This window comes from Microbispora sp. H10830 (genome assembly GCF_014161375.1).
GTDB lineage: Bacteria > Actinomycetota > Actinomycetes > Streptosporangiales > Streptosporangiaceae > Microbispora > Microbispora catharanthi.
Map to the genome: position 1 here is coordinate 101279 of NZ_JABBWX010000004.1, position 17462 is coordinate 118740.

Consider the following 17462-nt stretch of genomic DNA (forward strand, 5'->3'; position numbering starts at 1 on the left):
GATCGACGGCTCATCCCGCTCCGGGCGCGTCTCCGGAAGGCCTGCCGAAGGCGGCAGGCGGGCGGGCCTCGGAGATGAGGCGCACCTCCTCGGGCAGGCCGCTCACGTACACTTCGCCGCTGTCCTCCCGGGCCTCCAGATCGACCCGCGCGCCCGCGATCGGAAAGCCGGAGATGCGTAGCTGCCCGAACCCCCTGGGCAGCACCGGCGCGATCCACACCTTGCAGTGCGGCACCCACGGGTCCACGCGGAGCAGGAGCCGTATGAGCTGGATCGGGGTGGCCGAGGCCCATGCCTGCGGTGAGCACGAGGTCGGGTACGGCACCGGCATGTGGAACTCCCCGCGGTCGAACCCGCAGAAGAGCTCGGGGAGCCGGTCGCCGAAGGCGCGGGCGGCGTCGAACAGGCCGGTGGCGACGCGCTGGGCCCCCTCCACGAATCCGTAGCGCATGAGCCCGGACGCCACGAGCGCGCTGTCGTGCGGCCAGACGGACCCGTTGTGATAGCTCATCGGGTTGTAGGCGCCCATATCTGAGGCGAGGGTGCGGATGCCGAAGCCGGTGAACATCCGGGGCGACAGCAGGTGCTCGGCCACGGCCGCCGCCTTGTCGCGGTCGACGATCCCCGACCACAGGCAGTGGCCCATGTTGGAGGCGAGGGCGTCGATCGGGCGGCCCTCGTGGTCGAGCCCGACGGCGAAGTAGCCGCGGTCGGGCAGCCAGAACCGTTCGTTGAACCGGGCGCGCAGTTCGGCGGCCCGTTCCCGGTAGCGCCGCTCGGTCTCGGTGTCGCCCGCCTCCTTGGCGAAGTAGTGGCGGGCGATGCAGGCGGCGTAGACGTATCCCTGCACCTCGGCCAGGGCGATGGGCGGCCGGGCGATCGTGCCGTCGGCGAAGTTGATGCCGTCGAAGGAGTCCTTCCAGCCCTGGTTGAGCAGGCCCTGGTCGGTCTTCCGCTGATACCACAGGAACCCGTCACGCATGCCGTACCGCTCGATCCACTGCAGCGCCGCGTCCGCGTGCGGGAGCAGCCGCTCCACCGCCGCCCGGTGCAGGCCCCAGCGGCGCAGCTCGCCGAGGAGGATGACGAACAGCGGGCTGGCGTCGACCGAGCCGTAGTAGGCGTGCCCGCCGGACGACGTGTCGTCCTGCCTGGCGCCGTAGCGCAGCTCGTGCATGATCTTCCCGGGCTCCTCCTCGGTCAACGGGTCGATCTTGGTGCCCTGGAGGGCGGCCAGCCGGATCAGCGTGCCGTGCGCCAGTTCGGGGTCGAGCGCCAGGGCCATCCACGCGGTGAGCAGCGAGTCGCGGCCGAACAGCGTCATGAACCAGGGCGCCCCGGCGGCGACGGTGGACGGCAGCTCGGGATGCTCGGGGTCGAACAGCCGCAGCGCACCGAGGTCGTTGTGGGACTGGCGCAGGATTCCCGCCAGAGCGGTGTTGGTCGTCGTCACCTTGGGCAGGCGCCTGTCCCACTCGAACAACTGTCCCGCCCGCCGGGCCAGCGCGGGCGACAGCCGCTTCTCCGAGTACCACGGCTCGGTCTCGGCCCCGTCGATGATCGGGTTGGCCTGCACGCAGGCCGTCCACTCGCCGCGCGGCGGCACCACCACACGGAAGATGATCAGGCGCGGGTTGAGCACCGGCAGCACCGGGGTGCCGTCGGCTTTGGCGACCACCCGCACCCCCCTGCCCTTGCTGACCGAGAACATCCGCAGCGACCGCTCCTCCGCCGCGGTCGTCACGTCGGCCACCCAGTGCACCCGGTGGGTCTTCACCTCGAACAGGTCGCACACGTCGGAGCCGACGTGCAGGGTCACCATGCAGCCGGCCGGCTCATGGGACATGTTGCGGATGGTGAGGTCCTCCGACAGCCCGCCGCCGACGTACCGGTCGCGCACGACCAGCAGTGTGCTCTCCGCCTGCCCCGGCCGCGGCTTGGCCCGGCCGACGAACGTCGCGTGGTACGGCTCGCCCGGCAGGACCTGCAGCTCCTCGATGGGCCCGTCATCGATGCGCAGCTCCCAGTGGGACAGCAGCCGGGTGTCGGCGTAGTAGATCCCGTGCGCCGATCCGGGGAAGATGTCGCCGCTGCGGGCCGACACGCAGAACGATCCCCCGGCCACGAGCGTCATGGCCCCACCGCCGATGGCGCTGGGCTGCCCCTCGAACGTCCACCCGCCCGTCATCCGATCACCCCGGCCCGGTCCCTCGGTCCCGACGGTTGCCCTCATACCCGCAGGTCGAGCCGGTTTTCCCCGAGTTTGCAGTCTTATATCCGCATTGAGTGGCCCAGAGTGCCCTTTACTCCCCTATGACCTGCCGTTTCCTACTCTTCCGGCATGCGCAGGTGGGTGAGCTCGGAGGGGCACGAGGTGGACCCGGTCGTCATCGAGGGCCGCCCGCTGCTGCGCGTACGGCACCTGGGCTACCACATCGGCTACTGCGCCTCCGTCGCGGAGGTGGCGGCCCACGTCGATCTCGCCGACCTGGTGGAGGTCGTCGACCTGCGTCACGCCGCCAGGGCTCGCGGACAAGGATGAGGGGTGAGCCGGACCGGCTCACCCCTCCGTCGCGCCACCGCGTCGCCTCACCTCGGCGCGGGCGCTCAGTCCCAGCCCGGCATGTTCCAGAAGTCGTCGGCGGCCGCCTTGGGCTGCGCCTTGACCTGGGCCCTGGGCTTGGCCTTGGCGACGGCGGGCTTCGCCTTGCCGGCCTTCGGCATGCCCCAGCCCTGGAGCGGCCGCGCCCAGGCGCCGGCGTCCTCGTCGTCGGTCTTCGCGCTCGACGGCTTACGGCCGAAGTCGTTGCCGGACATCTTGGTGTACGTCGGCTGGTTGGACGTGGGGTGAAGGAAGACGTCCTGCGGCGAGCCCTGGCTGTTGTTCTTTCCGGTGGCGGGCATCGTGAACATGGAGCCCGGCTGCGATCCGTTCGCCTGGTTCCCGTTCATCGGGCCGCCGGCGGGCCTGCCCCCCACCACCGGGACGCCGGCCAGCGAGTTGCCTCCGGCGGGACCTCCGGCCGGCTGCGTGCCGGCCTGCCGGCTGTCGGCCGTGCCACCGCCGGGCGCCTGCCTGCCGGTCATCGAGCCCTTGGGGCTCTGGCCGTTCGCCGTCGGTCCGTTCGCCCGGTTCTCGGCCTCGTCGTCCGCCGAAAGGAACGGGTCGACCTTCGCGCCCTTGTCCAGAATGTCCAGGGCCTTGGACGCGACGAAGTCGGGCTCCTCCGGGTGGTTCATCGCCATGGCGGCGATCTGCTTGCCGGGCGACATCGGCTCCTTGGCGGACAGCGGAGCCGGGTCCGCGGGAGCGGGACCCGACAGGAGAGCCGCGGCGAGTACGGCTGTACATATAGGCATGAGAATTTCCCCCGAAATCTTGCGGACGGTACAAGAACGAAGGTAAGCGCACGATGCCGGGCCATCACGGACCCGATGCTCAGTGTCCGGTCAAATAAGAGGATCAGCCGCTTCAGGACATAGATCCCCAGGCCACCCCTGCTCCGCCGATTACAGGCACAGGTGACACGGAGCGGCGCCGAGTAGTGATCTGTCCTCAGCCAAGGATGAAGACGCCCCCGGCGGCCGTGGCGAGGTCGGGACCGAAGGCGGCCGCCGGCGTGTAGGCACCGGGCTCGCCCGCGCCGCGGGCGAGCCGCACGGCGGTTTCGGCGGCGATGTCGGCGGTGTAGTCCATGCCGTCGCCGGCGCGCACCCATCCTTCCCGGCCGGCGCCGTCCGGCCAGGTGACGACCGCGTGTCCCCAGGAGTGTCGCCGGGGGCGGGGGACGGCCTTGAGCGGCATGCGGGCCATCCCGCGGACGGCGAGGCGTCGCACTGCCGGGACGGACAGCAGCATCCCGAGGAGGGGGAGCACCGCCCGGACGGCCGGGGCGGTCGGGGCCAGGGCGGAGGTGACGGTCACGCTCGGCGCTCCGCTCGCCCGCCGCGCGGCGAGGAGCTCGCCGGAGGGCAGGCCCGAGGTCTTCACCGTCTGCCCGCCGGGCAGGGCGAGCTCCCGCGGGTCCGCGCCGAGCCGGGTCCTGACCAGGCGGCCGTCGCTGAAGCGACGTCCGCCGGTGGTCAGCACGTCGAATCCGGCGCCGGTCACGACGCGAAGGGGCGGACGGACTTCGCGTCCTGCTTCAGAACCGCCGCAGCGTACCTCCGGGAGGCGGTGGCCACGGACACGCGGCCGTCCCGGCCGTGACCGCCTTCCCGGGGTCAGGCGAACCCGCGACCCGTCCAGCGCAGGGAAGAGGTGGGAAAAAGAGGTGGGAACGGCACGGGGGTGAGCCGCGAGCGGCTCACCCCCGTCACAGCTGTCGCGGGACGACGGCCGGTTACCTCGGCATGAGGACCTTGTCGATCTGGTAGATAGTGGCGTTGCTCGTCGCGATGTTCCCGCAGGTCACAGCGGCGTCGTTGACCTTGAGGCTGGAGTCGGACCCCGAGACGGTGAGCTTGCGCCCCTCGAGGGAGCTCAGCTGGCCGTGCATGTCCGCCGGTGCCTTGCGTCCCTTGACCACGTGGTAGGCCAGCAGTCCCCTGAGCGACTTGCGGTTCGACATCAGCTGGTCGAGCTGGCTCTTCGGAATCTTGCTGAACGCGTCGTTCGTGGGCGCGAACACCGTGATGTCCTGGGCGGAGTTGAGCGTCTCGGCCAGCCCGGCCTTCTTCACGATGCGCGCCAGCGTGGACAGCGACGGGATGTCGGAGAGCGCGGTGCCGACCGGCACCTTGGCCAGCTCGGCGGGGCTGCCCTTGCCCGAGGCGGGCAGCGAGGAGCAGCCCGCCCCGACGGGCGACCCGGAGACCGACGGCGACGCCGACGCGGTGGCGCTCTCGCTCGCCTCGGCGCTTGGGGTCTCGCTGGTCATGTCCGTGGCGGTCTCGTTGGCCGCGACAGGAGCCGCGGAACTGCCGCCGCCCTGGCTGCCGCACGCCGCGGACATCGAAAGCGCCGCGGTCAGGGCGGCAAGGGCGAGCAGACGGGTATTCATGATCGTGTTTCCTTAGTCGTGGAAAGGTCGTTGCTGGGTGGCGACCCCTGCGGACGGCGACACCGGAAGAGCCCGCCACACCGGCTCAGGACCGGTGTGGCGGGCCGTTCAGACGGGCCGGTCACACGGGCCTCTTCCATCAGGCCGTCTGGGGCGGGCTCACCAGTCGCTCGGCCGCTGATGCCGGCGGGGCCGTGTGATCGTCTTCTGGCGCGCCGTCTTCGGCTGCGCCGTCGTCTGCTCCGCCCTCGGCAGCGGATAGGTCCTGGTCGACTGGACCCCCTGCACCGGACCGAAGGTGAACGGCTGCGGCGCCTGTCCTGGCTTGCCGGAAGTGAAGACGGGCTGGATGAAGACGTCGCGCGTCTTGGGATCGATCACCGGAACATACCTGGTCGCGGTATCTCCTCCGGCTGCCCCGTCGTCCGCCCTGTCACCCGCCGTAGCGGAGGGCCGCCCGCTGCCCGCGCCCGGCCTGGCGGACGCGCCGGAGGCTCCGGGCTCGCTCGCCCCGGCCGGCGATCGGGGAGCGGCGGCGTTGTCGTCGCGCCTGCCGTCCATCCCGCTGGGAGCCATCCAGGGCGGCGCCTGGGGGAGGGTGAACGGAAACTCCCCGGCCTGGGGCGCCATGCCGGGCGGCGCGAGTTGCGGCCGGCCCGCGGACGGCGGCGCGGCGTTGTTGTCGTCCGTGGCTGCCCTCGTCCCGGGCGGGGCCGGGTCCGGCGGCACGGCGGCCGGCCCGGAGAGCAGGGCGGCGGCCAGTACGGCTGTACAGAGAGGCATGAGACTCCCCCGAGGTCATCGATGGTACGAGCACGACGGTAAGCGCCGCACCGGGGAGTGATCACGCATCCGACGACCAATGTCCGGTCAAGCATGGCGATCGGGCACTTCACCCGCAAAGATCCCATCGCGCCCGCAAGCAGCCTGGGCACGCCGCCGGAGGAGGCCGACGTGGGACACCACCGAAGACGCCCGCGTCCGCGCATGACGCCGCGGGGCCCCACGGTGAGGAGCGCGCCGGGCTCAGTCCGGCAGCCTCACCTCGATCGGCACCACGATCGGCGGACGCGAGGGCGCGTGCGGCACGGGCCGGCGCTCGAAGTAGTGCTCCAGGGCGTGCCGCAGGCGGTCGAGCGCCTCGTCGACCGTGTGCCCTTCGCAGGCCACCTCGACCTGTACGCACCGCGCGCAGTACAGCCCACCGTCCTCGGCAGTGACGGTCGCGGTCAGCCGCACGGTCCGTCCCATGCTCCCACCGTGCGCGGCGGCGGACCGGGGTAATCCCGGCGCGCGGGCAACAGTACGGAGATTCCCCACCCCGGCGGCTCCGGCCCGCACGCGCTTCGCGCCCGAATTTTGCCTGATAGGGAGGCACGGCGACGTGCTGCCGAGAGGAAGGCGCGTTTCCCCGGGTAGGGGCGGGCGCATGGGCAAGAAGGACAAGAAGGAAGAGCCGTCGGTGGGCGACGAGGTCACCTGGAAGAGCCACGGCGGCGAGGCGGTCGGCAAGGTCGAGAAGAAGATCACCGAGCGCACGGAGGAGGCGGGCCGCACCGTGGCCGCCTCACCCGAGGACCCGCAGTTCCTCGTGCGCAGTGAGAAGAGCGGCGGGACGGCGGTGCACAAGCCGTCGGCCCTGCATCCGAAGGACTGACGTGACGGCCGACAGGAGACAGACCGCGGCCGAATTCGGCGAGGCGGTCAACATGTCCGCGGCCGAACTGGAGCGATGGCTGCGCGAGGAGCGGTCGAAGGAGGTCGGTGACAAGCCGGACGGTGGCGAGTCGACGGGTCACGAGTCCGGCCGGCACATCGTGGCCATTCTCCGCAAGCACAAGAGCGAACTGGACGACGAGGACTACGCCCACATGCGCAAGGTCGTCGGGTACGTCCACCGGCACCTGGCCCAGCGTCCCTCCGGTGACGTGCGGGAGACACGCTGGCGGTACTCGCTGATGAACTGGGGCCACGACCCGCTGAAGTAGGGCCCTCGGAAGGGCGGGGCCGCGGGCGCGCGCCTGGGGGTCGCGCCCGCCGGGCCGTCTCCTGCCGCGCTAGTTGAGCGTCTTCTTCCAGTGGAAGCCACCGGGCAGGTTCACGGTGAGGGTGCGGCGCCCGTCCGCCGTCTTGGTGACGCGGAAGGCCCGTCCGCCGAAGCTGTGACCGACGCCGCCGCGCGAGAGGTTGAGCCTGAACGGTCCCATCTTGATCGATTTTCGGTAGCTCCAGCCCATGGTTCCTCCATGAATTTTCCGTGCCCTCGCGACTACCCCGGAAGACGATCAGCACACCGGCCGACCGGATCTTCTCCGTTTACGACCGTGCTGCCGGGTATGGCCAGCAATGAGCCTTTCGACCGTCAGGAACGCGATCGGATCGCCGGCCGGGCGACGGGGCTCACGGACCCGACCTCATCGGCGGGATCTCCGGCTCCTCACGGGGACGCCCGCCCGAGACCGGAAGGAGCGACGCCATGGGACACGCCGGAGTGATGCTGGAGACCTACCCCGCCGACCTCGGCGGCGTGGACAGGCAGGTGCTCGCGAACTGCATCGAGGCCTGCTTCGACTGCGCGCAGACCTGCACGGCCTGCGCCGACGCCTGCCTGAGCGAGCACGCGGTGGCGGAACTGGTCCGCTGCATCCGCACCAACCTCGACTGCGCCGACATCTGCGCGACGACGGGCCGGGTGCTGTCACGGCACACGGGCTACGACGCGAACCTGACGCGCGCCCAGCTCGAGGCGTGCGCGCAGGCGTGTCGCAGTTGCGGCGACGAATGCGGCCTGCACGCCCACATGCACGAGCACTGCCGGGTCTGCGCCGAGGCGTGCCGCCGCTGCGCCCAGGCCTGCAACGAGTTGCTGGCCTCGCTCGGCTGAGCACGTCCGCCCCGGCGGCGTCGTCACGACGTCGTCACGACGTCCTCACGACGCGGTCCCGCCCGCGCCCGCCGCACGTTCGCCGGTGCGATGTCATGGCCGCGAGAGGGACCGTGTAAAAACGGTTCCTATGGCAAAGGAAGCGGACGAGGAGCCGACCGGCGACGACCTGGATGCCGTCACCGCCGCCGTGCTCACCGCCTCGCGTGTGCTCGTCGCGATCTCAGCACGGTCCCTCGCCGCCGCGGAGGACAAGGTCACCCTGCCGCAGTTCCGCATGCTGCTGGTGGTCGGACAGGGCGAGACCAAGCTGGTGACGCTGGCGGACAAGCTCGGCGTCAATCCGTCGACCGCCATGCGCATGGCGGGCCGCCTCGCCGTCGCCGGCCTGCTGAAGCGTGAGGTGAATCCGCAGAACCGGCGGGAGACGCTGCTGCGGCTGACCGACAACGGACGGCGGATCGTGGAGGAGGTCACCGCCCGTCGCAAGGAGGAAATCGCCGCGATCCTCACGCGGATGCCGGCGTGCCGGCGGCAGGCCCTCATCACCGCGATGCGGGAGTTCAACGACGCGGCGGGCGAACCGCCCGCCCGCATCGCCTTCCCGCTCGGCTGGCCCGGCCCGTCCTCCTGACCACGCCGCACACGGTTGCTCACCGCGCACACGTCGGCCGGGGCGGCCGCGCCGCCGGCCGCCACGTCGACGGCCCTGCCGCGGCGGACAGGCGGGCCTCCGATGTCGCGTCCGTGTGCGGGTCCCGGCGGCCCGCGGGCCCATCGCGGGGCCCCCAGCGGGTCAGCCCGCGGTCAGCAGCCGGAGGCGGCGCAGGCCCCGGGAATGAGCCCGGGGGCTCCGTCGGCACCCGACGGCACCTCGCCCCGGTCCTGACCGCCACCGCCCTTCGAGGCGCCGCCCGTCTTGCCCGACGAGCCGGTCCCGGCCCCGCCCGCGCTCTTCCCACCGGAGGAGGAGCCGCCGCCAGAGGAGCCGGAGGCGGTGTCCGCGCCGCCCCCGCCGGGCGCCTGCGCTCCGCCGGAGCCGTCCCCGCCGGACCCGATCGCGCCCTGGTCTCCTGAGCCCTGGTCCTCCGCGCTCTGGTCCTCCGGGCCCTCCGCGGCGGCACCGGCGTCGTCACCGGCGGAATCGGCGGAACCGCCGTCCTGGGCGGGGGCCGACTGCCGTACGCCGCCCGCGGCGGGCGGGTCCGCTGGGCCCGAGCCGCCGCGGAGCGCGAAGCCCGCTCCCCCCGCGGCCAGCACGGCCACCAGGGCCGCGGCGGCGATGACGACGGGCTTCCTGCTCTTGGTGGTGGAGGGCGGCTCCTCCTCGCTGGAGAGGATCTCCTGCCGGAACCGATCACCCTGGCTCGTCTGTGACGGGACGCGCCCTTGCATGTGAGACAACTCCCAGCGGTCGTTTCGGGGGAAACCTCCACGGCTTCCGCGGGTGGCTGCCCACATTAACCCCACTGGTGTCCTAATCTCACAAATACCTGCAAACAATCATGAATCTCCCAGGGTTTCCCTCGATCGCGCCCTGCGTACCACGTCAACGGCTGTGCGTCGCGGCGCTGTGGTAGTCGGTGTACGTGTAGGGGTTGTCGAGGATCTTCGTCTCGGGGATGTCGGGGTTCATCCCCTTCTGCCACGCCTCCTCGCCCAGCGTCGAGCGCAGGTACTCGACGGTCCGCTCCACCTCGCGGCGCGCCGCGGCGAGGTCCACGCCGACCAGGCGGTGCTCGTGCTTCACCACGCGGCCGTTCACGAGGACCGTGTGCACGTCGCCGCGCTGCGCCTGGAACGCGACATGCCCGTACGGGTTGAGCAGCGGGAACGACACGGGCGAGGCGTCGTTCTTGATGAGCACGATGTCGGCCTTCTTGCCCGCTTCGATGCTGCCGAGGTCGTCGCTCCGGCCGATGGCGCGGGCGCCGCCGCGCGTCGCCCAGTCCACCACCTGGTCGGCACGGAGGCTGCAGTGGGTGATCGTCTCCCCCCTGGCGTGCGCCTCCATGTGCTCGCGGGAACGGTCGGCGCCGAGCGTGGTGCGCATCGCCGAGAACAGGTCGCCGCTCCACCAGACGCTGGTGTCCATCGACAGGGAGACCGGGATGTCGTGCGCGCGGATGGCCCAGGTGGGCGGGTAGCCCTGGCCCGCGCTCTGCTCGCTCTCGGTGGAGACCGAGATCGAACCGCCGGTGGCGGCGATGCGGTGGTAGGAGTCCGCCGACAGCGAGGCGGCGTGGACGTAGACCGTCTCGGGCGTCATGAAGCCGTGCTCGTACATGAGGCGGATGCCGTCGTCGCTGGTCGCGCCCCACACACCCGCATGGGTCGTGACCGGGACGCCGAGCTCGCGGGCCACTTCGAAGGCCGGCTTCTCGGGAAAGGCGGGGTCGCCGGTGACGTCGAAGGCGATCTGGAAGCCCAGCATGTCGTCGCCCGTGATGCGGCGCCGGACGAAGTCGCGGAACTCCGGCGCGCCGGTCCACTCGGCCGGTGGTGCCTGGATGTTGCCGTAGGCCAGCACGAACCGGCCGGGCACCGCGTGCAGCGCGTCCACGGCCGCGTCGGCGTGGTCCACGGTCCGCAGCCCGTGCGACCAGTCCACGACCGTGGTGACGCCGGCGTCGATCGCCTCGATCGCGGCCAGCAGGTTGCCCGCGTGCACGTCCTCGGGCCGCCACAGCTTGCCGTACTCGAGGTAGTACCAGACGAAGTACTGCGTCAGCGTCCAGTCGGCGCCGTAGCCGCGCATCGCGGTCTGCCACATGTGCCGGTGAGTGTCGATCATGCCGGGCATGACGATGCCGCCGGTGGCGTCGACGACGACGGCGCCGTCCGGCGCGGGAAGGCCGGACCCCACCTCGGCGATCCGGTCGCCGACGACGAGGACGTCGGTGCGAGGGAGCACGCTGTGCCCGTCGTCCATCGGCAGCACCGTGCCGCCGCGCAGCAGCACGGGCCGGTCCGGTCCGAAATCGGTCGGCTCGTTCATCGTCGAACTCCTCACCTTCCCACTGGCCGAGCGCGCTCAGCGATGGCGAACAGTTGTCCGCTATACGGTCAGCGCTGCTTCCGCTGTTACTTTCCCGAGCACCGTCCCTGCTGTCAACCATGGGTTTCCCGCCTCGTCCTCCCATGAAAAGCCGGTCGAGCATTTGACGCGTGGACCGCCTGTGCCAGAATCGGCTTCACGGACTTATGTCCGTTCAGCGGACACTGCGGCAACACCAAGGAGGGGGAGCCGGATGACAGACGACACCGCGCCCGAGCGGGGAGGCGGGCCGCTGTCCGGCGTGCTGGTGGCCGACTTCTCGCGGGTCCTGGCCGGGCCGTACGCCACGATGCTGCTGGCCGACATGGGCGCCGAGGTCGTCAAGGTCGAAGGACCCAAGGGAGACGACACCCGCACCTGGATGCCGCCGGTGCGCGGCGACGTGTCGACGTACTACCTGGGGGTCAACCGGGGCAAACGGTCGATCGCGCTCGACCTGCGGGACTCCGGCGACGCGAAGGCGGCCCGGGAGCTGGCCCGCCGCGCCGACGTGCTGGTGGAGAACTTCAAGCCGGGCGGGCTCGCCAAGTACGGCCTCGACTACTCGTCGGTGAGCGCGGCCAACCCCGGCGTGGTGTACGCCTCGATCAGCGGATTCGGCTCCGGCGCGGGCCGCGACGTGCCCGGCTACGACCTCATGGTGCAGGCCATGTCGGGGCTGATGAGCCTCACCGGCGACCCCGGCGGCCCGCCCTACCGCGCCGGAATCTCGGTCTTCGACGTCATGGCGGGCAACCACGCCGCCATCGGCATTCTCGCCGCCCTGCGCCACCGCGACGCGACCGGGCAGGGCCAGCACGTCGAGGTCAACCTGCTGTCCTCGGCGCTCACCGGCCTGGTCAACCACAGCTCCGCGTACGTCGCCGGCGGTGTCGTCCCCTACCGCATGGGCAACGCGCACCCGAGCGTCTTCCCCTACGAGCCGCTGCCCACCGCCGACAACGACATCATCGTCGCGGCCGGCAACGACGGCCAGTTCCGCAAGCTGTGCGAGGTGCTCGGCATCCCGGAGATCGCCGACGACCCGCGCTTCGCGCGCAACGCCGACCGGACCGCGCGCCGCGAGGAACTGCGGCCCATCCTGGTCGGACGGCTCGCCACACGGGGCGCGCTCGAGTGGTTCGAGCTGCTGGTCGCGGCGGGGGTGCCGTGCGGGCCGATCAACACCATCGACGGCGGGTTCGCCATGGCCGAGCGCTTCGGGCTCGACCCGATCGTGGAGGTGGGCGAGGGCGACCGCGCGGTCCCGACCACCCGCCACCCGATCCGGTTCTCCGCGACCCCCGTCGCCTACCGGCTGCCGCCGCCGGAGCTGGACGAGCACGGGGACGAGCTGCGCGAATGGCTGACCAAGGAGGAGGACGACGATGTCTGACGGGCCGGAGATGATCGAGCGGCCGTCGTATCCCACCGCGTTGGGGGCGTCCTCGCTCAGGTCGATCACCCTGCTGGGCCGCGACCTCGCCGAGGACGTGATGGGAAAGGTCGGCTTCGGCGAGCTCGCGTTCTGGCTCGCCGCTCAGCGGCGGCCCACGCCGGGCGAGACCCGGGTGTTCGAGGCCGTGCTCGCCGCGCTGGCCGACCACGGGTTCACCCCGACCGCGATCGTCACCCGGCTGACGTACCTGTCGGCGCCCGACTCGATCCAGGGCGCGCTCGCGGCCGGGCTGCTCGGCGGCGGATCGCGCTTCCTCGGCGTGACCGAGGACTGCGGCCGGTTCCTGCACGATGTCCTGGCGGCCAACGACGGGCCGCCGCCGTCTGACGACGCCGGCTGGGACGCGCTGGCCCTGGAGACCGTGCGGGCCCGGCGGCAGGCGCGGCGGTTCATCCCCGGCCTCGGCCACCACGTGCACAAGGAGGGCGACCCCCGCACCCCCCGGCTGATGAAGATCGCCGCCGAGGAGAACGTGTTCGGGCCGCACCTGTCGCTGTTCGCCGCGATCGGCCGCGTGCATCCCGAGGTGCTGGGCAAGAAGCTGCCGCTCAACGGCGCGGGCGTCTGCGGCGCGGCGCTCGCCGACCTCGGCCTGCCGCTGGAGTTGCTGCGCGGCTTCGCCCTGCTCGCCCGTACGGCGGGCCTCATCGGCCAGCTCGCCGAGGAGCTGCGCCGCCCGGTGGCGAACGAGATCTTCCTGTCGGTGGACCTCAACAACCGGTCCGTCGATCCCGAGCCCTACGCCCCTGACGCCACTGGAGGTTCGCATGGCTGAACTGGTCGCGGTGATCGCGTCCACCCATCATCCGTTCTACTACCGCGCCAGCACGGCCACCGGCGAGGACCGCCCGCCGTTCGCCGACGAGTGGGTGCGCAAGGTCGAGGCGTTCCGGGAGACGTTGACGAAGGCGCGGCCCGACGTGCTGGTCATGGTCGGCTCCGACCACTTCCACCAGCTCTGGCTCGACAACATGCCGCAGTTCCTCGTCGGCAAGGCGCCCTTCTACGACGCGAACTGGTACAACGAGGAGCGCGAGTTCGGCCTGCCCCGGATGTTCTTCACCGGCCAGGAGGACCTGTCGGCGTACATCCTGCGGGAGGGCCTGGACGCGGGCTTCGACCTGGCCTTCTCCAACGAGCTGCGGATCGACCACTCGATCACGTGCCCGATCGTCACGCTGCGACCGCAGAACGACCTGCCGATCGTGCCGATCTACACCAACATCTTCGCCCCGCCGCTGCCGCGGCCGAAGCGGTTCGTGCAGCTCGGCCGTACGATCCGCGAGCTGGTGGAGTCGTGGCCGGCGGACAGGCGGGTGGCGGTGATCGGCACAGGGCATCTGTCGCTGGAGCTCGGCGGGCCGCGCCAGTTCGGCCCGCACGGGCCCGATCCCGAGTTCGACCGCAAGGCGGTCGAGTGGATCTCCTCCGGCGACATCGAGGGCTGCCTGTCGGAGGTCACCCTCGACAGCCTCCACCTGCCCGGCAACGCCACCCACGGCTTCATGGACTTCATGCTGATGATGGGCGTGGCCGGCGAGGGCGCCAAGGCCGACTACGTCGACACCTACGACCTGTTCCACACCATGGAGGCCTACTTCACCTGGTATCCAAACGGAGGCGTGGCGTGAGCAAGTACCTGCTGAACAAGTTCCTGTTCACCGTCGACCGCGATCCGGAACTGGTCGAGCGCTACCGCGAGGACCCCCGGGGCACGGTGGGGTGGTGGGAGGCCGAGCACGCCAACCGGCTGCTGAGCTGTCACGGCGGGGAGGCCTCGACCTGGCTGCGCTTCGAGGACGCCGAGCGCGAGGCCCTGGCCTGCCACGACTACCCCCGGCTGTTCGAGCTGGGCGCGCACCCGTTCCTCACGCTCACGCTGTTCATCGCGATGTTCGAGCGCGACCACGAGCCGCTGGGCTTCCAGACCGAGTACGCCCGGCGGCTGGCCCACATGACGATGCCGTACCCCGACATCGCGACGTGATCGGACCTGCCCGCCTCCCGAAGGCGGGCCGGGCGGCGAGGCGCCGGGCACGCCGTGCGGGGCGTGCCCGGCGGCTGCCGCCGATGACGATGTGCCTCAGCGAGATGTGCTTCGGCGAGATGTGCTTCGGCGAAAGGTGGAACATGCGGGCAGCGCAGATCGTGGAACCCGGCAGGCCGCCGCGGGTGGCCGACCTGCCCGTGCCCGTCGCCGGGCCCGGCGAGACGCTGGTCGAGGTCGGCGCCGCGCCCGTCACGCCGCTCGACCTGCTGTGCGCGACCGGCACGTCCTACTTCGGCAGGCCGCGCACGCCGTACGTGCCGGGCGTGCAGGGGGCCGGCGTCGCGGACGGGCGGCCGGTGTGGTTCGCGACCTCGGCCGGCATGGCCCCGGGCGACGGCAGCATGGCGCAGGTGGCGGCCGTGCCCGCGCACGACCTCGTCGAACTGCCGGCGGAGGCCGACCCGGTCGCGGTGGCCGCGCTCGGGCTGTCGGCCGTCGCCGCGCACATGGCGCTGACCTGGCGCGGCGAGCTCGCCACCGGCGAGCAGGTGGTGGTGCTCGGGGCGGGCGGAGTCGTCGGGCAGGCCGCCGTGCGGATCGCGCGCATCGCCGGTGCCCGCAGGGTCGTCGCGGGCGCCCGCTCCCCCGCCGCCCGCGAACGCGCCCGGCAGGCGGGCGCGGACGCCGTGGTGGCGCTCGACACCGGCGACGTCGCCACGCTGGCCGCCCGCTTCGCCGAGGCCTGCGACGGGCCCGCCGACCTGGTGCTCGACCCGCTCTTCGGCCCTGCGGCCGCCGCCGCGGCCCGTGCCCTGCGCCGGGGAGGCCGGTGGGTCAACCTCGGTTCCTCGGCGGACGAGACCTGCCCGATCGAGTCTTCCACGCTGCGCGGCAGGTCGCTGCGGCTGCTGGGATACACCAACAACGAGCTGACCCCCGAGCAGCGGGCCGCCTCGATCGTCTTCGTCGCCGAGCAGGCGGCGCTCGGGCGGCTGACCGTCGCCCACGAGACGGTCCCGCTGGAGGAGGCCGGCGCCGCGTGGCGGCGTCAGGCGGCCGGAACCGCCTCCGGCAGGATCGTCCTGATCCCCGGGGCGGCCTCCTAGGAAGCCGTGACCCGCGGCTTCCTAGGAAGCCGTGACCTGCGGGACCGACTCGTAGAGCGCCCAGTCGGCGCTGATCGCGCCGGCGGTCTTCAGCAACAGCGGCAGGTGCTCCTCGGTCAGTTTCTCCAGCGAGGTCTCGGCGGCGTGGCTGTTGACGTTCACGGCCGCGATGACGGCGCCGGAGCCGTCGCGCAGCGGCGCGGCCACCGACCGGATCCCGAGGGCGAGCTGCTCGTCGGTCAGCGCCCAGCCCTTCGCCCGCACCTCGCGCAACACGGCGTCGCGCTCCCGCGGATCGGGCCGCCAGCGCGGCTCGATGCCCGACCGGCTCGGCTCGGCCAGCACCCGCTCCAGCTCGTCCGGCGGGAGCGCGGCCAGCAGCACCTTGCCCAGGGACGTCTGCATCGCGGGGAACCGCGTCCCGATCTGCACCGAAAGGGCGACGATCTTCGGCACGGCCACGCGGGCGACGTACACGATGTCGGACCCGTCGAGCTGGGCGACCGACGACGACTCGTGCGTCTGGGCGACCAGCCGTTCCAGGTGCGGCCGGGCCACCTCCCACAGGCCCGTCGAGCGGACGTAGGAGACGCCGAGTTCGAGCACCCGCGGGGTCAGGGCGAAGCCGCCCTGCGCCGAGCGGGCGTACCCCAGCTCCTGCAAGGTGAGCAGGATGCGCCGCGCCGTGGGCCGGGCCAGGCCGGTCGCCGCCGCCACCTCGGTCAGGGACATGACCGGGCGCCCCGGCTGGAACGCCCTGATGACATCGAGGCCGCGCGCGAGCGCCTCGATGAAGTCAGGTCCGGTGTCGCCTCGTGCCATGGACGCCTCTTCCACTCGAACTCGCCGAGTCAACTTTAGACCCTGCTCGCGGTTCGCTGTCCGCCTGACGGCGGTCCGCGTAGTCCGAGATGCCCAGCTTCGCATTACCGTAACAGGGCGGTCGGCGAGGACACGTCCTCAACATGACCGCCCAGCGGACCACTGTCCGCTCAAGTGGCGCCCTGACGGCGCCATGACAGAGCCGCGCGTCAGGCGCTCCCGGCCGGCAGGGGCTGGCCCGTCTCCAGCAGGGTCTTGAGCGCGGACAGCACCTGGGGCCAGCCCTCGCCGACCATCTCCCGCACGGTGCTGCCGGGATCGAAGCCGTCGTGGACGACCGTCAGCTTGACCGTCTCCCCCATCGGCTCGATCTCGAACGTCACCCGTGACCTGCGCTCCGTCTTCAGCCTGGCGAGCACGTCCTCCCCCAAACCGACCGCCTCGGCCCACTCGGGCGTGAAGGAGTGCCAGGTGTACGAGAGACGGCGGCCGGGTTCGGATTCGACGACGACCTGCTCGGGATCGGCGATCGCCACACCGCCCTGATGCCACGTCATCGGCGCCCCCGCTTTCCAGTCGGCGTCGAAGGACAGGCCCCAGTAGCGCCGGGTGAAGCCGGGGTCGGTCAGGGCCTGCCACAACCGCTCGGGCGTGGTCCTGATGTAGGTGGTGTAGACGAACTCGGGGTTGCCCATCGGTTCCTGCTCCAATGCGTTCTTGAGATCGGCGAGAGCACGGGCCCGCTCGCGGTCGAACCTGCTCATCCAGCGGTCCGCGATGGCGTTGATGGGCACGGCGTTGAGGTAGTGCAGTTTCTCCCGGCCACGCCACACCGTGGTCACGAGGTCCGCCGCCTCCAACACCGCCAGGTGCTTGCTGACCGACTGCCGCGCCATGTCCAGCCCCGCGCACAGTTCACGCAGCGTCTGGCCGTTGCGGGCGTTCAGGCTGTCCAGCAACCGGCGGCGGCTGACGTCGGCCAGCGCCTTGAACACCTCGTCCATCTTCCCCATCCCGAACATGCAGCCTTGTGGCTGCATGGACCATATGCAGCCACACGGCTGCATGTCAACGCCGCCCACCGGCCACCCGCGGGGCGCTCAGCGGACAGGGACGCGTACCGCTCCGCCGCCTCGACTTTCACCACAAAGGGGGTGAATA

General features: G+C 71.6%; 21 protein-coding genes. 10 read left to right on the forward strand and 11 right to left on the reverse strand.

Annotated features, from left to right (window positions below; genetic code table 11):
- Positions 1 to 10 precede the first annotated feature (10 nt).
- A complete protein-coding gene (locus HHX35_RS12800) occupies positions 11 to 2188 on the reverse strand; it encodes an amylo-alpha-1,6-glucosidase (protein ID WP_182899066.1) in 2178 nt (725 codons plus the stop codon).
- Positions 2189 to 2341: 153 nt separating this feature from the next.
- On the opposite strand from HHX35_RS12800, the gene HHX35_RS12805 reads away from it, so the two are divergent.
- Positions 2342 to 2542 carry a transposase gene (locus tag HHX35_RS12805; RefSeq protein WP_182899067.1) on the forward strand — a complete coding sequence of 67 codons (201 nt, stop codon included), beginning with the start codon at positions 2342 to 2344 and terminating at the stop codon, positions 2540 to 2542.
- Between the two features lie 65 nt (positions 2543 to 2607).
- Here the strand turns inward: HHX35_RS12805 and HHX35_RS12810 are convergent, their stop codons facing one another.
- The 5 genes from HHX35_RS12810 to HHX35_RS12830 all read right to left on the reverse strand — a co-directional run bounded on the left by HHX35_RS12810 (position 2608) and on the right by HHX35_RS12830 (position 6254).
- Positions 2608 to 3360 carry a hypothetical protein gene (locus HHX35_RS12810; protein WP_182899068.1) on the reverse strand — a complete coding sequence of 251 codons (753 nt, stop codon included), beginning with the start codon at positions 3358 to 3360 and terminating at the stop codon, positions 2608 to 2610.
- Between the two features lie 196 nt (positions 3361 to 3556).
- Positions 3557 to 4111 carry a hypothetical protein gene (locus HHX35_RS12815; protein WP_182899069.1) on the reverse strand — a complete coding sequence of 185 codons (555 nt, stop codon included), beginning with the start codon at positions 4109 to 4111 and terminating at the stop codon, positions 3557 to 3559.
- 232 nt (positions 4112 to 4343) lie between these two features.
- Positions 4344 to 5003, reverse strand: a complete 660-nt coding sequence (locus HHX35_RS12820) for a fasciclin domain-containing protein (protein ID WP_182899070.1) — start codon at positions 5001 to 5003, stop codon at positions 4344 to 4346.
- A 159-nt stretch (positions 5004 to 5162) separates the two neighbouring features.
- On the reverse strand, positions 5163 to 5786 hold the full coding sequence (locus tag HHX35_RS12825) for a hypothetical protein (protein WP_182899071.1): 624 nt from the start codon (positions 5784 to 5786) through the stop codon (positions 5163 to 5165).
- Positions 5787 to 6029: 243 nt separating this feature from the next.
- Positions 6030 to 6254, reverse strand: coding sequence for a type II toxin-antitoxin system HicB family antitoxin (locus tag HHX35_RS12830; RefSeq protein ID WP_182899072.1), 225 nt, complete (start codon positions 6252 to 6254; stop codon positions 6030 to 6032).
- A gap of 178 nt (positions 6255 to 6432) precedes the next feature.
- On the opposite strand from HHX35_RS12830, the gene HHX35_RS12835 reads away from it, so the two are divergent.
- Positions 6433 to 6660, forward strand: coding sequence for a DUF2945 domain-containing protein (locus tag HHX35_RS12835; protein ID WP_182899073.1), 228 nt, complete (start codon positions 6433 to 6435; stop codon positions 6658 to 6660).
- 1 nt (position 6661) lies between these two features.
- Positions 6662 to 6991, forward strand: a complete 330-nt coding sequence (locus tag HHX35_RS12840; protein ID WP_182899074.1) for a DUF3140 domain-containing protein — start codon at positions 6662 to 6664, stop codon at positions 6989 to 6991.
- A 69-nt stretch (positions 6992 to 7060) separates the two neighbouring features.
- On the opposite strand, the gene HHX35_RS12845 is transcribed toward HHX35_RS12840, so the two are convergent.
- Entirely contained in the window at positions 7061 to 7240 is a 180-nt protein-coding gene (locus HHX35_RS12845) for a DUF4236 domain-containing protein (RefSeq protein WP_142562482.1), read from the reverse strand.
- Between the two features lie 239 nt (positions 7241 to 7479).
- Between HHX35_RS12845 and HHX35_RS12850 the strand changes: the two genes are divergently transcribed.
- Positions 7480 to 7887, forward strand: a complete 408-nt coding sequence (locus tag HHX35_RS12850) for a four-helix bundle copper-binding protein (RefSeq protein WP_139575069.1) — start codon at positions 7480 to 7482, stop codon at positions 7885 to 7887.
- 130 nt (positions 7888 to 8017) lie between these two features.
- A complete protein-coding gene (locus HHX35_RS12855; RefSeq protein ID WP_182899075.1) occupies positions 8018 to 8521 on the forward strand; it encodes a MarR family winged helix-turn-helix transcriptional regulator in 504 nt (167 codons plus the stop codon).
- A gap of 173 nt (positions 8522 to 8694) precedes the next feature.
- On the opposite strand, the gene HHX35_RS12860 is transcribed toward HHX35_RS12855, so the two are convergent.
- On the reverse strand, positions 8695 to 9282 hold the full coding sequence (locus HHX35_RS12860; protein ID WP_182899076.1) for a hypothetical protein: 588 nt from the start codon (positions 9280 to 9282) through the stop codon (positions 8695 to 8697).
- 154 nt (positions 9283 to 9436) lie between these two features.
- Positions 9437 to 10885 (reverse strand): amidohydrolase family protein, encoded by a 1449-nt coding sequence (locus tag HHX35_RS12865; protein WP_182899077.1) that lies wholly within the window; start codon positions 10883 to 10885, stop codon positions 9437 to 9439.
- Positions 10886 to 11138: 253 nt separating this feature from the next.
- Between HHX35_RS12865 and HHX35_RS12870 the strand changes: the two genes are divergently transcribed.
- The 5 genes from HHX35_RS12870 (at position 11139) to HHX35_RS12890 (ending at position 15479) form a co-directional block, all read left to right on the forward strand.
- Complete coding sequence (locus tag HHX35_RS12870) at positions 11139 to 12320, forward strand: CaiB/BaiF CoA-transferase family protein (protein WP_182899078.1); 1182 nt, start codon at positions 11139 to 11141, stop codon at positions 12318 to 12320.
- Positions 12313 to 13158 carry a citryl-CoA lyase gene (locus HHX35_RS12875; protein WP_259405023.1) on the forward strand — a complete coding sequence of 282 codons (846 nt, stop codon included), beginning with the start codon at positions 12313 to 12315 and terminating at the stop codon, positions 13156 to 13158. Before HHX35_RS12870 ends, HHX35_RS12875 begins: the two co-directional genes overlap by 8 nt.
- Positions 13151 to 14014, forward strand: a complete 864-nt coding sequence (locus HHX35_RS12880; RefSeq protein WP_182899079.1) for an extradiol ring-cleavage dioxygenase — start codon at positions 13151 to 13153, stop codon at positions 14012 to 14014. Before HHX35_RS12875 ends, HHX35_RS12880 begins: the two co-directional genes overlap by 8 nt.
- On the forward strand, positions 14011 to 14370 hold the full coding sequence (locus HHX35_RS12885) for a hypothetical protein (protein WP_182899080.1): 360 nt from the start codon (positions 14011 to 14013) through the stop codon (positions 14368 to 14370). Before HHX35_RS12880 ends, HHX35_RS12885 begins: the two co-directional genes overlap by 4 nt.
- Before the next feature lie 143 nt (positions 14371 to 14513).
- Entirely contained in the window at positions 14514 to 15479 is a 966-nt protein-coding gene (locus HHX35_RS12890) for a zinc-binding dehydrogenase (RefSeq protein WP_182899081.1), read from the forward strand.
- Between the two features lie 21 nt (positions 15480 to 15500).
- Here HHX35_RS12890 and HHX35_RS12895 read toward each other — a convergent pair whose 3' ends face one another.
- Together HHX35_RS12895 and HHX35_RS12900 are read right to left on the reverse strand one after the other, a co-directional pair.
- Positions 15501 to 16301: an IclR family transcriptional regulator C-terminal domain-containing protein gene (locus HHX35_RS12895; protein WP_182899082.1), complete on the reverse strand. Its 801-nt coding sequence runs from the start codon at positions 16299 to 16301 to the stop codon at positions 15501 to 15503.
- Between the two features lie 209 nt (positions 16302 to 16510).
- Positions 16511 to 17305: an SRPBCC domain-containing protein gene (locus tag HHX35_RS12900; protein WP_182899083.1), complete on the reverse strand. Its 795-nt coding sequence runs from the start codon at positions 17303 to 17305 to the stop codon at positions 16511 to 16513.
- Positions 17306 to 17462: the final 157 nt, after the last annotated feature.

Bases quoted from the DNA above. Each gene is read 5' to 3' on its own strand.
- HHX35_RS12800 (WP_182899066.1), bottom strand. From the start codon at position 2,188: ATGACGGGCGGGTGGACGTTCGAGGGGCAGCCCAGCGCCATCGGCGGT.
- HHX35_RS12805 (WP_182899067.1), top strand. From the start codon at position 2,342: ATGCGCAGGTGGGTGAGCTCGGAGGGGCACGAGGTGGACCCGGTCGTC.
- HHX35_RS12810 (WP_182899068.1), bottom strand. From the start codon at position 3,360: ATGCCTATATGTACAGCCGTACTCGCCGCGGCTCTCCTGTCGGGTCCC.
- HHX35_RS12820 (WP_182899070.1), bottom strand. From the start codon at position 5,003: ATGAATACCCGTCTGCTCGCCCTTGCCGCCCTGACCGCGGCGCTTTCG.
- HHX35_RS12825 (WP_182899071.1), bottom strand. From the start codon at position 5,786: ATGCCTCTCTGTACAGCCGTACTGGCCGCCGCCCTGCTCTCCGGGCCG.
- HHX35_RS12830 (WP_182899072.1), bottom strand. From the start codon at position 6,254: ATGGGACGGACCGTGCGGCTGACCGCGACCGTCACTGCCGAGGACGGT.
- HHX35_RS12835 (WP_182899073.1), top strand. From the start codon at position 6,433: ATGGGCAAGAAGGACAAGAAGGAAGAGCCGTCGGTGGGCGACGAGGTC.
- HHX35_RS12845 (WP_142562482.1), bottom strand. From the start codon at position 7,240: ATGGGCTGGAGCTACCGAAAATCGATCAAGATGGGACCGTTCAGGCTC.
- HHX35_RS12850 (WP_139575069.1), top strand. From the start codon at position 7,480: ATGGGACACGCCGGAGTGATGCTGGAGACCTACCCCGCCGACCTCGGC.
- HHX35_RS12855 (WP_182899075.1), top strand. From the start codon at position 8,018: ATGGCAAAGGAAGCGGACGAGGAGCCGACCGGCGACGACCTGGATGCC.
- HHX35_RS12860 (WP_182899076.1), bottom strand. From the start codon at position 9,282: ATGCAAGGGCGCGTCCCGTCACAGACGAGCCAGGGTGATCGGTTCCGG.
- HHX35_RS12865 (WP_182899077.1), bottom strand. From the start codon at position 10,885: ATGAACGAGCCGACCGATTTCGGACCGGACCGGCCCGTGCTGCTGCGC.
- HHX35_RS12870 (WP_182899078.1), top strand. From the start codon at position 11,139: ATGACAGACGACACCGCGCCCGAGCGGGGAGGCGGGCCGCTGTCCGGC.
- HHX35_RS12875 (WP_259405023.1), top strand. From the start codon at position 12,313: ATGTCTGACGGGCCGGAGATGATCGAGCGGCCGTCGTATCCCACCGCG.
- HHX35_RS12880 (WP_182899079.1), top strand. From the start codon at position 13,151: ATGGCTGAACTGGTCGCGGTGATCGCGTCCACCCATCATCCGTTCTAC.
- HHX35_RS12890 (WP_182899081.1), top strand. From the start codon at position 14,514: ATGCGGGCAGCGCAGATCGTGGAACCCGGCAGGCCGCCGCGGGTGGCC.
- HHX35_RS12895 (WP_182899082.1), bottom strand. From the start codon at position 16,301: ATGGCACGAGGCGACACCGGACCTGACTTCATCGAGGCGCTCGCGCGC.
- HHX35_RS12900 (WP_182899083.1), bottom strand. From the start codon at position 17,305: ATGGACGAGGTGTTCAAGGCGCTGGCCGACGTCAGCCGCCGCCGGTTG.